This is a genomic window from Runella sp. R5_40 (genome assembly GCF_057652295.1).
The window spans coordinates 250837-265437 of record NZ_JBYFCH010000007.1 but is presented as its reverse complement, the minus strand read 5'-3'; the positions used below and the strand labels follow the sequence as shown (position 1 = coordinate 265437).

Here is a 14601-nt window from a genome sequence, read left to right as displayed (position 1 = left end):
GAGTGCGTACCGTGAAGAGGGATGCTCACATCCCGACGAGTGCGTACTGTGAAGAGGGATGCTCACATCCCGACGAGTGCGTACTGTGAAGAGGGATGCTTACATCCCGAGTAACCCGCGTCACAAAGCCCTGAATTAGAGACTTACAATCGGGAACGTTTGCGTAAATTTTATGGGATTTTAGGTAGGATTTTTGTGCATTTAGAAAGTAAATAGGAAAAAAGGTTGTCTTCTTTAATGACATACTAAACAAAGTTTCCGCTCATGCAACGCAGAGAATTTATACAAAAGTCAATTCTAGCCAGTGCCGCAACGGCCATGTCGGCAAGTAGTTATGCCAAAATCATTGGTGCCAATGACCGCGTACGGGTTGGGGTAGTTGGTTTTTCAGACCGTCACCGTTCGTCACACGTCGGGCCATTCAAGGAACTTGCAAAGCAAATGAACTTTGAAATGACGGCTATTTCCGACATTTGGAATCGCCGCCGCGACGAAGGAAAAGCCTATTTGGACAAACAATTAGGGGGCAACGTAAAGGCGTTTCGTAACAACGAAGAAATGTATGACGCCAAAGTGGTGGACGCTGTTTTTATGAGTACGGCCGATTTTCAACACGCCATTCATACCATTGAGGCCGTGCAAGCAGGCTGCGACGTGTATGCCGAGAAACCGCTTTCGGAAACCATGGAAGACAACCGTGCGGTATTGAAAGCCGTAAAAGCATCGGGTAAAATTGTACAAATTGGTTCGCAACGTCGTAGCGGTGAAAACTACTGGGCAGCGGCCGATTTTATCAAGTCGGGCAAGTTTGGGCCAATCGTGATGGTAGAATTGATGTGGAACGTCAATCAGCCTGGTCGCTGGCGCCGTCCTGAATTGACCAAAGATTTGAAAGAGTCGGATGTAGATTGGATGCGTTATCAGCTCAATCGTCCTAAAACAGCTTTTGACCCACGTAAATACTTGGAATACCGTTTGTTCTGGCCGTATTCTTCGGGGATTCCAGGCCAATGGATGAGTCACCAAATTGATACTGTACACTGGTTTAGCGGCTTGCCACATCCACGTTCGGCGGTTGCCAACGGAGGAATTTACCAGTGGAAAGATGGCCGTACGAACCCAGATACGTTGACGGTAGTGTTTGATTACGGCCCATTGGATGATCTAAAAACAGGTTTCCAAGTGCAATTCACAAGCCGTTTTTCTAACGCTGCGGGCGAAACCAAGGAATTGTACTACTCAAACGGTGGTATGATTAACCTTGATACCAACGAAATCAGTCCAACGGGTGGTTTGCGTGAGCGCGAAGCGAAAGCAATGGGATTGCAAGCCAACTTATTGCCAACGATGAAGTTAGAGGGGGCAAAAGTTGAAACCAGTGCCAATACAGGCAACGACCCACTTACGTTTAACCACATCAAAAACTGGATGGAATGTGTGCGTAGCCGTAAGCAGCCCAATGCGCCGATTGAAGCAGGTTACCAGCACTCAATCGCGACCATTATGGCCAATGCAGCCTACCGCACAGGTCAGCGTGTCACGTTTGATGCAAAATCACAAGAAGTATTGGCGGGAGGTAAGCCGTTTAAATACTAATTATTTTTTGCAGGCGCCCGTGGTATAATTGAGAATGCCATACGCTTCGGCAAAGCAAGCGTTGCTGTATGTTTTACCATTGCAACCACAAACGGGCGCATAGCTAAGATAGCAATTAAAGGAGTCAACGGGCTTCTCCACACATTCTGGAGGTAGTTCTTTTTCACAACCCGTCATTGCCAATAAAAAAGTGAAAATCAATAGTAACCGCATAGCCGTGTATTTTTCTATGAAGACTCGCTTTTGGTAAAAATGGTTGGAGATATTACAAAAAAAGTCGCTGTTTATCAGCGACTTTTTTTGTGTAAATAGTTGATTGCTTGTGTTTTATTCTGCCACAATGAGGCGAATGCCGTCGAGTTCTTGAATAACAACCGATTTGCCTTTGTGAATGCGCTCGTGCGATTTCGAGAGGGCAATCCATTCGGTACCTCGGTAAAAAACCTTCCCTTCCCCGTCGGCAGGGATGTCTATGACAACCATTGCTTTATCGCCCACGTACTCGGAATATTCCATTGATTTGTCGGATGACTTTTTTGTAAGCGCTTGAAGTGGTTTTCTAAACGCAAAGAGTGACAAAACGGACACGACCGAAAAACAGAACAATTGCGCATTAATCATGGGCAACACGCCTATCCACGTTAACAAAGCAGTTACGAATGCCCCCACACCAATAAAAGCAAATACGAAAGATACTGAAAGTAGTTCTGCTATGAGCATCACTACTCCGACGATAATCCAGATTTGGGTGGATGAGATTTCCATTTCGGGTAAAATTAATGGTTAATTATTTTTTTTCCTGTTGCTTAACGATGCTCATCGCTGTGGCAATCATCGAAGACATGTCTCCAAAGTTGGCAGGGAGAATCATTGTATTGGTACTCTTAGCTAAGTGTCCGAACTGTTGTACCATTTGTTCGGCTACTTTCAATTGAACGGCATCCATACCGCCTTTTTCTTGAAGAGACGCTGCAATCACCCGAATACTGTCGGCAGTGGCATCGGCTACCGCTTTAATCGCGGCCGCTTGTCCTTCCGATTCGTTGATTTGGCGTAATTTTAATGCTTCAGATTCTAAAACAACTTTTTGTTTTTGACCTTCGGCCTGATTGATAGCGGCCATTTTCTCCCCGTCCGATTGCAAAATCAACGCACGGCGCTCGCGTTCGGCCTGCATTTGTTTCTCCATTGCGTGAAGAACGCTTTGGGGAGGTGTAATATTTTTAATTTCGTAACGGAGCATTTTGACACCCCAACCAATCGCCGCTTCGTCGATGGCTTGCACCACGGCGTGGTTAACGGTCGTACGTTCTTCAAAGGTTTTATCAAGGTCAATTTTTCCCATCTCCGAACGCATGGTGGTTTGCGCCAACTGAGTCACGGCAAATACGTAATCGTTGATTCCGTAGGAAGCACGCTGAGGATCGACCACCTGCAAAAACAGAACGCCGTCCACGCGAACCTGAACGTTGTCGCGGGTGATACAAATTTGTTCTGGTATATCAATCGCTTTTTCTTTTAGGCTATGTTTATAGGCGATGCGGTCAAAAAAGGGTACGACCCAGTTGATGCCAGGCTGAAGCACTCCGTAAAACTTGCCCAAGCGCTCGACCACAAAAGCGGTTTGCTGTGGAACCACCTTGATGGTCATCCAGACGAGTAAAAAAGCGAGTACAGCAATTATTCCAAATGCAATCATATCTATCAGTAGTTAAGGTTAAATTGGTGAAACGAAAATAAGCGACATTGGGGGAGGATTCAAGTCTTTCGGGATGAAGGACGAAAAATCAGACAGGAACGGCAAAATAAAAGGTGCTTAGAAATTTCTAAGCACCTTTTATTTTGCCTCTTGCAATTTGCTCCTTGCCTTATATTTTCAATTACTTTTCCAAATTTCCATTCACCGTTCGCCAGATTCCTAACGGGTTTCCGTCTTTGAGCTCGTCGGGGAGAAGGTGTTGTGGAAAGTTTTGGTATGCCAACGGACGCACAAAACGCTTGATGGCGTGCGCGCCTACGGAGCCAAAACGGCCGTCGGTGCTGGCGGGGAAAGGCCCACCGTGCTGCATCGCTGCGCAAACTTCTACCCCCGTCGGAACGCCATTGAGAAGTACCCGACCGCACAAAAGGCTCACGGCCGCAATCAAGTCGGCGGCGTTGGCGAGGTCGGCGTCAGTTCCGATGACGGTGCAAGTAAGCTGCCCTTCCAAATGTTCGATAATGTCGTTCATTTCGGCCGTGTCCTTGCACTTGATAATCAATGAAAAAGGACCAAATACTTCTTGGTGAAGGGTCGTGTTTTGTAAAAAGTCACCGCCATTTACCGAAGCCACCGACGGGATACCGTCTAAATCTTGGTAAGTTCCTTCGGTTTCAGCGTCTATTGTCACGGCTTCGTGGCCAATGACTTCGCTGCGTTTGGTACGGAAGGCTTTCGCAATCCCCGCGTGTAACATAGGCACAGGAGCGATTTGACGGATTTCGTTGGCAAGGGTTTTGCTAAACGTATCGAGTCCTTCGCCTTCTACTCCAATAATTAAACCTGGTTTGGTACAAAACTGCCCCATGCCTCCCGTGATAGAACCTGCGTACATTTTAGCGTACTTGGTCGCTTCTTTCTCAAGCGCATCGGGTAAAAGGAAAACAGGGTTAGTACTGCCCATTTCGGCAAAAACAGGAATGGGCACAGGACGTTGGTTGGCCAAATCGAACAAGGCTTTTCCTCCCACGTAAGAGCCTGTGAAACCCACTGCTGCCGTTTTGGGGTGCAATACAAGCGCTTTGCCTACTTCAAAACCCGCTCCTTGCAAGTGCTCAAAAAGCCCTTGTGGCATCCCCGTTCTTTCAATCGCTTTACGAACCGCACCCGCAACCATCTCCGAAGTTTCGGGGTGAGCAGGGTGGGCTTTTAGGACTACGGGACAACCTGCACCCCAAGCCGCTGCGGGGTCAACACCCGCTGTTGAATAAGCAAATGGAAAATTACTTGCCCCAAATACGACAACTGGCCCGATGGGAACGAGCATATTGCGGATGTCAGGTTTGGGTAAAGGCTGGCGGTCAGGGATGGCTGTGTCGATGGTGGCGTCCACCCACGAACCCTCCGCAACCACATCGGCAATGTTCCGAAGCTGGTTGCAGGTACGTCCGCGCTCGCCCGTAAGGCGAACCGACGGCAGGTGCGTTTCGCGCATGGCTACTTCAATAACAGCCTCTCCGAGGGCTTCTATTTCGTCGGCAACGGCCCGAATAAACGTGGCTTTTTCTTTACCGCTTTTGTGGCGGTATTCCAAAAAAGCCGCGTAGGCGCGCTGCATCGCTTCGTTAATTTCTGAAATTGTGGCGTCTTGGTACATGGTATTCAAAAAATAATAAATGTTACGGTGGTTTGATTTATGTTTCGATTACTTTGGTTTTTAAACCTGCCCATTGGTCGTTGGCAGTCTGTCCTAGTAAATACAGGTCAATTTCAGTTTGTCCTACTCTAAAAGCCTGGAAATTTTTTAAATGGGTTTCCAATAAACTTTTAAGTTGTAAAAATTGTGCTACCGTTTGGCGCTCTTCTTCTTCGTACCATTCTTCTATTGTGGTGACGGGAGTCCAAAAATTTTCGACAGCCATCTCCTCCACAAAGGTATCTAATGGGATGGAAAGATATACCAATAAGTTGTTGATTGTCAACGGAGATGGTTGCGTCTGTGCAATATCAATCCATTCCAAAGGTTCATCCGATTCGCTAGGATACAACAAATTAGGCAATAAATTAGTGACTTCTGCCTGCCATTGCGTCTCAACATCGGAAACAACAGGAGGGATATTCTCAAGATTCTCTTTTTGGATGTTTTCCATTTTAAAATTATCTCTAAATTTGAGCCAAACTTAAAACTTTTTCAAGACAATGTTAGAGCAATTAATGAGTCTTATTCAAGACAATTCTCAGGACGCCATCGTTAATAACCCTGCTATCCCTAATCAGAACAACAATGCTGCCATGCAAACAGTGTTCCAATCGGTCGTGGGAGGCTTGCAAAACGAAGCTCAAGGCGGAAATTTGAGCGGCTTGATGGGCCTTTTGTCAGGTCAAGGCGGACAAGGTGGAAGCCTAATGAACAATCCAATTGTGGCTGGAATTGCTCAAAACGCGATTGGTAGCTTGATGGAAAAATTTGGCTTATCGAACAGCGCAGCAGGAAATATCATCGCACAAGTTCTTCCAGGAGTGCTTAGCTCAATGATTTCAAAAACAAGTAATCCTAACGATAACAGCATGGACTTTGGTGGTATCATGGGGTCGCTGTTGGGCGGACAAGCTCCTCAGCAGCAGCAACAAGGTGGTTTTGATTTTAACCAAATTGGCTATGCCCTTGCTGACGGTAAACTTGACATGAACGATGTGATGCGCATTGGCGGTAGCCTTTTGGGTGGAAACTCAGGTAATGCTGGTGGTGCAGGCGGTGGCCTTGGTGGCTTGTTAGGTGGTCTTTTTGGAAAATAAACCACAGAAGCTCAGATGCCACGGTATTGCCTCGCCCTTGATTTAAAGGATGACCCCGCACTCATCGCTGAATACGAAAAGTACCACGAAAAAATCCAACCTGCTATTACTGAGAGTATCGTCTCGTCGGGAATAACGGACATGGAGATTTATCGGGTCGGAAATCGACTTTTTATGATAATGGAAACCACCGAGGATTTTTCATTTGAAGCAAAAGGGGCAGCCGATGCCGCAAATCCTGCGGTACAAGCGTGGGAAGCATTGATGTGGAACTATCAGCAAGCGTTGCCCATGGCCAAAGAAGGCGAAAAATGGGTGCTGATGAAACATATATTTAAGTTGGAAACCAACGACTAATTAAAAAGCCCTCGTGATGAACGAGGGCTTTTTTGTTTACAGTGCGGGGTCAATTTTACTGACGACGATAATAGGTTCTTGGTTTGGTTTCTGTAATTCGTACGCTACCAATAATCCCTGCGATGTGGATAGAAGCACAGGATACGAAGCATTATCAAAGTCAGTTGTGAGGTAGGTCGTTTTTTCTGCTCCGTTTTTATGAATAAAACGAAGGGCAATTTTGGAAAAATAGCGGTCATTTTTCTCCATCGACTCGTCCCAGACAACGGCTAAGCTTCCTTGATAGGCCGCTGATTGTGGGTGCTTGGCGCGGACGCTTAACTCCGAAGAATACAATTTTTCTTGCCCAAGTTTGGCTATCCGAATGCCTGCTTCGTGGTTGGCAGAGGTTCCACTAAACCAAGAAACAAATATGTCTTTTCCTACTTGTGTCATACTGGGGCCTGTGTGCGGACAAGCATTAATTTTCCACAAGTCGGAGTGAACTAGTTTTGGAATAGAAAATGTATGACCACCATCGTTGGAGACACAATGGCTCATGTCTCTGGTGCCATCGGCATTTAGGTCGCGGTAAGTGAGATGAATGTGCCCCGAATGATCAACAAATACGACTGTTCGGCAGCATTGACAGGCGTTTGAATCGACCACCACTTCTTCCGAAAACCCGCCGTTGGGAAGAGTTTGCACAAATTTTACACTTCTTCCTTCGTACTTTCCCAGTTTATCATCCAACCATACAAATCCTAATTCTCCGTTGGGTAAACGTGCCACATCACTAAACGAATGCCCTTTTCCTGGCGTGGTATCGCGGTGAAGTGCTTTTGGGGACGACCACGTTTGCCCATTGTCTTTGGATGTAATATACATCAAATCAGAAGCCCTAGCAGCTTCCTTGGTCGGTTTTTTTAGCTCAAAAGTGGCGTAAATGGTTCCGTCTGACTTGAAGGCGATACGAGGCATCCCTTCGGCGTGAACCGAGCAGTTACTTGGCGCACCGATGGCTACTTTGTCTCCAAACGTTTTTCCATTATCGTTTGACACCGAAAAAAAGAACTGATTTTTTTCGCCTTCTTTTTCTACCCAACTTAATACAGGTCGGCCACGCTGGTCGGTAGTAAAACGTGGGGTAGCACCCGTTTTACTAGGGTCAGAAAGCGGAATCGTTTTGGAAATAATTCGTTCTAAGCCGCTGATTATTACAAGAAGCAATGCAAGGTATTTCATAGGGGATAAATGGTTGTTTATAAGATTTCTTATTTCTTCCCAGCAACGTTGTAATGTACCCCAAGTACAAAGGTTCGAGGAGCAGCAGGGGTAAACGTAGTACGGTCAGTTGAGGCATTACCACGGGTAGCATTGGTGGCGTAGAGGGCGTCGGTGAGGTTCATAATGTTGGTAAACAACTCGATGCCTTTCCACTGATAACCTGCGCGGAAATTAACCAAATCATAGCCGTTGTAAGCGATGGTATTTACTTGATTTTGGTACCATTTACTTACGTGCTGCCATTCAACAGAGGTGCGGAAATTCCTAAACCATTTTGGATAATAGCTAATTTCGCCGTTCCATACCCATCGAGGAGCCGAAGGCATATCTTTGCCATTTACGTCTTTAAGAGCATCTGAGGCTTTTTGACTAAGAATAAACTCCACAAAACGGTGAATCGAATAAGTGCCGCCAATACGGGCAAAAATTTGTTTAGAGGGTTTGTAAGTAATCCCTAATTCTATTCCTTTATGCAACGTCTTACCTGCCGCCTGATAATCTGTTGAGTTGTCTGGCTGGCGAATATTGAGGAGCTCGTTGCTGCCGTTCATTTGGTACAAAGACGCATCAATGTATATTTTGTTTTTCAACAAAGACACCCATCCCCCCACTTCAGCGTTGGTGAACGTGGCTGGAATCAAGTTATAATAGAACAAGTCGCCATTGGCAGCAGGAGTAGGGCGTTTACGAAAAATAGCGGTCAGCCCTGAGGGTGCAAAACCTTTAGAGAAATTGGCATAAACCCCTTTTCCTTGGCCCAAATCGTACGTCAATCCTAATTTTGGCGTAGTTTGTTTGTATGATTTACTCCCTCCAACCGCTTGGCTGGTAGTTTTGTCGATGTCTAAGTTGTTGACAAAGTCAAACGACATATTATCGTACCGTAAACCTGCCGAAAGTCGAAGGTTTTTAATTGGCTCAAAATCGTATTGAACGTAAAATGCTGTATTTAAAATGTCAGCATTGTAGTTGGCAATTTGAATATCAGGTCGTTCTTTAATAATGGTGTATTTTTCAACCGATTTTTTGTCGGCACGAAGTTGAGCCGCTAAGTCGATTTGGTACGACCAGTACTTATTGGGAGAGAAATCAAGGGTTCCACCTGCAATCAGTTTTGAGTTCAGAAAATTGAATTTTTGGGTGTGTTGAGCAATCACCCCAAGGCTTTGAAAATCATTGGAGTTAATTTCACCCCGCGCTGTAGTCGCTCCCGACGTCCAACGAATACCGTAACTTGGATTTTGCCCGTGTTTGTTGTCACGTCCAAAGACGGTTAAGAACGATTGTGAGCCATCTTTCCACTCGTGCTCCAAGGTCAATCGTGTACGGAGTGAGTAAGATTTACGGTACGTAAAATCAGTTGTACTGATGTACTGGCGATTATAAAAAGCGACGCTATCGACACTCCCGCTGGTTTGTGAGTTGTACTTGGCATACGAAACGGTATAAATCAAGCGAGTTTTTGGCGTAAAATGATACTCCAAACGAGCGTATTGTGCGTTTTTAGTATAATCTGAACTGGTCATCCACGCTTCTTTTTGCTCAGCAACCAAGCCTCCTACGTAAATCCCAAATTTTCCTAAGGTAGCGCCCGCCCCGTACTGAACGCGGCGGTAGCCCCATTGGTCGGCTTGGAGGCCGATGCGAGCGGTAGGCACGGCGGTGGGTCGTTGTGAGATGAAATTGACCGCTCCACCGACCGCTTCTGGGCCGTAAATGGAAGACACGGGGCCTTTCACTACCTCAATCGAACTCACGGTAAACTGATTCATTTCGAGCAACGAATTGTGATTGAACACGCCCATTGGGCGGATTGGTACACCATCCTCCAAGTATAGGTAGTAGGCATTGGTTGTCATCGGCTGGCGAATCGACATCGAATGTTGCTCGTTGTTGAGGTTGACCATCATCACCCCAGGCGTTTTGTTGATGACCTCATAAATCGCTGTTGGTTTTGCTTCTTCAATCATTTTGGGCGATAGCTTCGAAATCGCGATGGGTGTTTGGGTACGAAGTGCCGCCTCGCGATTCCCCGTCACGACAACCGTTTGGAGGTTTTCGATGGCGGGTTCTAACGCAATGCTCAATGACTTCTCCGACGTAACTTCAATTTCTTGAGAAACAAACCCAATCGTTGAAATACGAATTTTGGCACCTTTGGCAATAGTTTGAAAGACAAATGACCCGTTGTTGTCGCTGGCAGTGCCTGTGTTGGTATTGATGATGTGAACGGAGGCTCCAATAATGGGTTCTTTGGTAGCCGCATCAAAAATCTTACCTTTTAGCGATTGAGCATGAAGTAGTTGAGAAATCGCTCCGCAGAAAACGAGGAGCGTGATATATAAATTTTTCATTGTTGTTTCAGGAATTTTTGAGCGTCTTCAATGCTTTTGAGCATGTCATCGCTTACTTGTTCAATGTTGATTTTTTCGTGAGTCAGTGCTTTGATGGCTTCTTCGGGAGCGAGTTTTTTGAGCGAATCGCCCTTGTAGCGGTGCATCCAATCCATCATCCCGTCGTCTGCTTTTTTAAGCTGACTGCTAAGTAGAAGCGCATTTTTAAGTAAGGAATGAGAAAGCGAATCTGTAGGGTTGCTTTGGGTAATGCTATCCAACTGCGCAATGCGCTTGCTAATGGCTGATTCGAGCGAAATGAGTTCTCCCATTTTGGGCATCACTGCATCGTGAATCATCATGACTTCTTTCTCAAGTTTTTCGGCTTGGTCTTTTTGTGGATTGCTGCAAGCAGACGTAATGCACCATCCGCACAAAAGTATGTGCTTGATTTTCATTTGGTTTGACTAATGCTACTAGTGTAAAGCTAATTTACGTTGCTCCTTGGAGGGAGCAAAAAGTACACTTAATACGTACCCGAAACCACTAGGCAATAGGAGGAAGAATCAGCTTGTTTAGAAAGCCTTGTTGAGGAGAGCACTGGTACAAAAACAGCTGCTCTTTGTGAATGAAAGCAAAGGAAAGGGTTGGAATCGTCAAAGGAGTGTCATCAAAAACTTCTTGAAGGAGTTTTTTGACGGTATCGCTCTGTTTTTGCGTTTTTTGGCGGGCGTTATCTTCGGCTACTTTCTGGAGTTGTTTGGCCAAATAGCATTTTCCGTCGCAGTGCAATTGGGGTTTAAAGCGGTTTTCGCAAAGGTGATGAACGATGTATTCTTTGCGTAACTCAAAATCAAGATACACAAACGGCACTACCAGCGTTTTGAAGCTGACAAGCAGGAGCAAAAAGAATGCTATGTGCCGTTTGGGATTCATTTGATTGTCCAAAATTTTTGCAAAGGTACGGGATTTATCTAAACAGAAGCATCTTAAAATCTGTAAGCGCGTTGACTGAATGTTCTGCATGGGCTTTGAACGAAAGCCCGTCGCCAGGTGAAAGAAAGTGGGCGACTCCCTCCAAATTAAAATTAGCATTTCCTTCCAACACATAAATGAAAGCATCGGTGGGTGAGGTATGCTCGTCGAGGCGTTGGCCTTGTTGGAGGCTAATGAGCACCACCCGAAAGTGCTCATTAGCTTCAATTTTCTTGGTTTTAATGCCGTTATAAGGCAATAATTCGGGAATATTGTGAGTAGTCATGGCAAATTCTATTTAGGAACAATAACACCATCAATTACGTGAACATAGCCATTAGAGGCGCGTATTGAAGCCAGAATTTTTGCTTCACCGATATAGACATCATTGCCTTTGACGTGGAAAGTGGCATTGGTGCCGTCCACCATACCCATGCTTTGTCCTTCTTGAAAAAAGTCGGCGGCAAGTGCTGAAGTCATGACGTGATGCTCCAAAATGGCTTTGAGTTTGTCTTTGTTTTCAGGTTTTAATAAATCTTCTACCGTTCCTGCGGGGAGCTGGTCAAAGGCTGCATTGGTTGGCGCAAATACCGTAAATGGCCCCGCGTTTGAAAGCGCATCTACAAGCCCTGCCGCTTGTACGGCCTTCACGAGTGTCGTGTGGTCGGGGGAGTCTACTGCTACTTTCACTACATCTTTTTGGGAGTCGTTGTCTTCCACGCTTGATTGCCCAGCGGCGAGCGCACTTTCGGTCGTAGCGGTAGTTGATTGCTCTTGTGAGTCCTGGGACGATTGGCAAGCCGCAAAAAGGGCTACGAATGTAAGAGATACTAATTGACGTTTCATTGTTGTAAGAGGTTTGTTTAAAAGGATTGATTTGTATGGTCAGACGACAGCCAGATTAGCGTCAGAATTTTCGGTCTGACTATCGTCGGACCTAGTTAAAGGTCTTTTCTTTGAAAAATTCGGCAGGCAATAGTAATTGGAAGTACTACCCAACTCATAAGAATAAACATGGCTACCAGTAACCCGTAATTGGTGCTAAAAAAATCTTGAAAAACAGCACCCGTAAAGCCCATCAAGGCCGAAATGTCCATTTTCATCAGTACCATGATTCGTGCTAAATCGGTAGGATTAAGAGCAGTCAGTACAAGCATGGCTTTTTCGAGTGGATAGTCGTTGAAGGAGAATAAAATACTGAGAACCAGTCCGTCATATACCAAAGAAAAATAAAACCATATCACCAGTGCGAGGCCAATGCCTTTGGCTTTGTCGCGGGTGATGACGGAAGCTAGAAATGCTAGAGAGACAAAAGAAAGTGTGAGGAGAAACCCACTCATTATCAATATAAGGCTGCTTTCACCACCACCGAAAGCAAGGGTAGGAAGACCGACACCGACTAAAAAAGCTAAACTCAAAGAAGTAGCAACGCCCATGTATTCACTTAAAAAAATGGCTTTTCGACTCAGTGGTTGTGCCGACATCAGCTCAATAAATTCGTATGAATTATAAAAATGAATGGTCGAGAAAATAATACTAACCAACGGCACGACCATCAAAATGATGTTGAGTAAACTCAAAAGCCCTTTGTTGGGGTCGGACTCGAAGCTAAAAAAGCTCATACTTATGGCCAATAGCAGTAAGGTATAACCCAGCACGAAACGGTTTCGGATGATGTCGTATAGGACGTATTTGGTAATTTTATTCATGATGTTTGTGGTTGGGTTTGTGTCTGATTATTAATGTGATAACCGTTATTAGATAACCTAAAAAGGCAATGCCGTTGAGCAATCCACCCCATTGGCGTAGCGATAAACTTTGGGATAAATCGCCCATGATGCGAGTCAGAAGACTTAGTTGGAGCAATACTACCCAGACGTATAAAAAAGGATGATAAGGTTTGACGTTGAGTCCAAGTAAACTTGGAAAAATTATGGGGGCATGTGCCATAATCATCGAAAGGACAAAACCCACAAAAAATGCGTGCAAAACGGCATCGTATATCCAAGGAGAGCCGTTGTTGATAAGAGCAACGACGCCTGTAAGCATTAACCAAGCATAGCCCGACAAGAGGGTAATTCCTAAAAATTGATACGAACCTTTTTTATTCAGATTTCGGCGGGCAATGTCGTTTCTGACGAGCCATTGACTAATGCCTATTAACGTGATGGTGAGTACAATGCCGTAGCCTTTGTGGTATAAAAAAATGCTGACCAAAAATCCGCCCAACCACCCAAATAGTTCCCAGCGGTCGTGTTGGGAAACGGGTAAAAAACGTGTGAGATTGAGGCGCTCACCCACAATGGTAAAGACAAAAAAGGCCATCCATGCCGCAAATGCCATGGCAAAGGAGGCGGTAATATAAAGAGCTAAATGTCCTAAAAACTGAAAAATAGCACCTGCCATTAATAGGGCATCGCCCGTAAAACGATATTGCTGGTAGGTCCGAACTGAAAGTATGAAATAACCGATACTTCCTATAACTAATGCACCATATCCTGCTGAAGGAGATATGTGCAATAATAAAGCTAAACTGCTCACAAAAATGGCTGGAACAATCCACCAAATTTTATTTTTTAACATCGTGACACGTTCGGTGGCAATCAAAGTTCCCAGAAAACTACCCACCATCAGTGCGCCGTGTTGAGCGGTGGCTGCAGGTTCAAAAATGGCAAAATTCCATCCTAACCGCAGCCACCCTGCATACACACCCAGCAAAAGTGAGAAAATGGCAAAAGGAAGCATGAAATAGATGGGCTTGACTTTCATAAGTAAGGCTTTGTTGTGTTGGCGAGTCTGATCGTAGGGTAGGTCAGAATTATTTATACTCTTAAAAACTCTAATGTCTTAAAATCTTGCTTGCTTTTACGAGGCTGTGACATCAACTGCGCAATCACGCGGCCGAGTTTGCTTTCCCCCGTTTCAAGTTTGAGTTCGGTGATAGTTTTATAAAATTGAACGCTGCCGTCTTGCAGGTAAAGTACATCAGTAGCGAGTTCGTCTAAGTCAGACATCACGTGGGACGTAATCAAAATAAGTTTTCCTTTTTGGTGTTCTTTCTGAATTTTTTCTTTTAGAATTTCACTCGATAGCGGGTCTAAACCAGCCGTAGGTTCGTCCAAAATCAATACAGATGGATTAAACAAAAACGCCAACGCTGCACTCACTTTTTGTTTGGTGCCACCCGATAATGTTCCTAATGGCTTTTCAAAAAATCCTTTTAAATGAAATGTTTCTACCAAATCTTCGTCCAGTTGTGTCGCGGCATTTTTGCGGACATCCACCATCATCTCAAACAACTGCCTGATTTTCAAATTGGCGGGGTAATGCCCAATTTGGGGCATATAACCAATCTGAGAACGATAGGCGTGTTGTTTTTCAATGGGTTGATTATCAAATAATACCGTTCCGCTGTCGGGCACGACCATCCCGAGCAGGGTTTTGATAAAGGTCGTTTTTCCCGAACCATTTGGCCCGATGACCGCTACTACCCGTCCTGTATCGAGCCGCACACTGACCTCGCGGAGTACGTTAAGTTTACCAAAAGATTTTGAAATAGCTTCTGCGCGAATCATGGGT

Annotated in this window: 17 protein-coding genes; 3 read left to right on the top strand and 14 right to left on the bottom strand. The window is 45.2% G+C overall.

The features are described from left to right. Positions 1 to 264 precede the first annotated feature (264 nt). Positions 265 to 1596, top strand: a complete 1332-nt coding sequence (locus AC23N5_RS15385) for a Gfo/Idh/MocA family protein (protein WP_487756271.1) — start codon at positions 265 to 267, stop codon at positions 1594 to 1596. On the opposite strand, the gene AC23N5_RS15380 is transcribed toward AC23N5_RS15385, so the two are convergent. The 5 genes from AC23N5_RS15380 to AC23N5_RS15360 form a co-directional block, all read right to left on the bottom strand. Next, a complete protein-coding gene (locus AC23N5_RS15380; protein ID WP_122931366.1) occupies positions 1597 to 1809 on the bottom strand; it encodes a Kazal-type serine protease inhibitor domain-containing protein in 213 nt (70 codons plus the stop codon). 114 nt (positions 1810 to 1923) lie between these two features. Then, positions 1924 to 2361: an NfeD family protein gene (locus tag AC23N5_RS15375; protein ID WP_221225741.1), complete on the bottom strand. Its 438-nt coding sequence runs from the start codon at positions 2359 to 2361 to the stop codon at positions 1924 to 1926. 22 nt (positions 2362 to 2383) lie between these two features. Continuing rightward, positions 2384 to 3295, bottom strand: coding sequence for an SPFH domain-containing protein (locus AC23N5_RS15370; RefSeq protein WP_122931365.1), 912 nt, complete (start codon positions 3293 to 3295; stop codon positions 2384 to 2386). Positions 3296 to 3476: 181 nt separating this feature from the next. After that, the gene (locus AC23N5_RS15365) at positions 3477 to 4952 is read right to left on the bottom strand and encodes an aldehyde dehydrogenase (NADP(+)) (RefSeq protein ID WP_487756270.1); all 1476 of its coding nucleotides are present in this window, start codon (positions 4950 to 4952) and stop codon (positions 3477 to 3479) included. A gap of 37 nt (positions 4953 to 4989) precedes the next feature. Further along, complete coding sequence (locus tag AC23N5_RS15360; protein ID WP_487756269.1) at positions 4990 to 5445, bottom strand: nuclease A inhibitor family protein; 456 nt, start codon at positions 5443 to 5445, stop codon at positions 4990 to 4992. A gap of 49 nt (positions 5446 to 5494) precedes the next feature. On the opposite strand from AC23N5_RS15360, the gene AC23N5_RS15355 reads away from it, so the two are divergent. Then, a complete protein-coding gene (locus tag AC23N5_RS15355; protein ID WP_183979155.1) occupies positions 5495 to 6091 on the top strand; it encodes a hypothetical protein in 597 nt (198 codons plus the stop codon). Between the two features lie 15 nt (positions 6092 to 6106). After that, entirely contained in the window at positions 6107 to 6448 is a 342-nt protein-coding gene (locus AC23N5_RS15350) for an L-rhamnose mutarotase (RefSeq protein WP_183979154.1), read from the top strand. 36 nt (positions 6449 to 6484) lie between these two features. On the opposite strand, the gene AC23N5_RS15345 is transcribed toward AC23N5_RS15350, so the two are convergent. The 9 genes from AC23N5_RS15345 to AC23N5_RS15305 all read right to left on the bottom strand — a co-directional run bounded on the left by AC23N5_RS15345 (position 6485) and on the right by AC23N5_RS15305 (position 14597). After that, entirely contained in the window at positions 6485 to 7672 is a 1188-nt protein-coding gene (locus AC23N5_RS15345) for an exo-alpha-sialidase (protein ID WP_487756268.1), read from the bottom strand. 29 nt (positions 7673 to 7701) lie between these two features. Continuing rightward, the gene (locus AC23N5_RS15340) at positions 7702 to 10068 is read right to left on the bottom strand and encodes a TonB-dependent receptor (RefSeq protein ID WP_183979150.1); all 2367 of its coding nucleotides are present in this window, start codon (positions 10066 to 10068) and stop codon (positions 7702 to 7704) included. Further along, positions 10065 to 10505 carry a hypothetical protein gene (locus tag AC23N5_RS15335; RefSeq protein ID WP_487756267.1) on the bottom strand — a complete coding sequence of 147 codons (441 nt, stop codon included), beginning with the start codon at positions 10503 to 10505 and terminating at the stop codon, positions 10065 to 10067. The genes AC23N5_RS15340 and AC23N5_RS15335 overlap by 4 nt, the downstream gene beginning before the upstream one ends. Before the next feature lie 88 nt (positions 10506 to 10593). Further along, a complete protein-coding gene (locus AC23N5_RS15330) occupies positions 10594 to 10983 on the bottom strand; it encodes a hypothetical protein (protein ID WP_487756266.1) in 390 nt (129 codons plus the stop codon). Positions 10984 to 11017: 34 nt separating this feature from the next. Continuing rightward, positions 11018 to 11308, bottom strand: a complete 291-nt coding sequence (locus tag AC23N5_RS15325; protein WP_487756265.1) for a cupin domain-containing protein — start codon at positions 11306 to 11308, stop codon at positions 11018 to 11020. Between the two features lie 8 nt (positions 11309 to 11316). Next, a complete protein-coding gene (locus AC23N5_RS15320; RefSeq protein ID WP_487756264.1) occupies positions 11317 to 11868 on the bottom strand; it encodes a fasciclin domain-containing protein in 552 nt (183 codons plus the stop codon). A gap of 95 nt (positions 11869 to 11963) precedes the next feature. Beyond that, on the bottom strand, positions 11964 to 12731 hold the full coding sequence (locus AC23N5_RS15315) for an ABC transporter permease (RefSeq protein ID WP_487756263.1): 768 nt from the start codon (positions 12729 to 12731) through the stop codon (positions 11964 to 11966). Continuing rightward, positions 12724 to 13791, bottom strand: a complete 1068-nt coding sequence (locus AC23N5_RS15310) for a hypothetical protein (RefSeq protein ID WP_487756262.1) — start codon at positions 13789 to 13791, stop codon at positions 12724 to 12726. The genes AC23N5_RS15315 and AC23N5_RS15310 overlap by 8 nt, the downstream gene beginning before the upstream one ends. 53 nt (positions 13792 to 13844) lie before the next feature. Continuing rightward, positions 13845 to 14597, bottom strand: coding sequence for an ABC transporter ATP-binding protein (locus AC23N5_RS15305; RefSeq protein ID WP_487756261.1), 753 nt, complete (start codon positions 14595 to 14597; stop codon positions 13845 to 13847). Positions 14598 to 14601 lie beyond the last annotated feature (4 nt).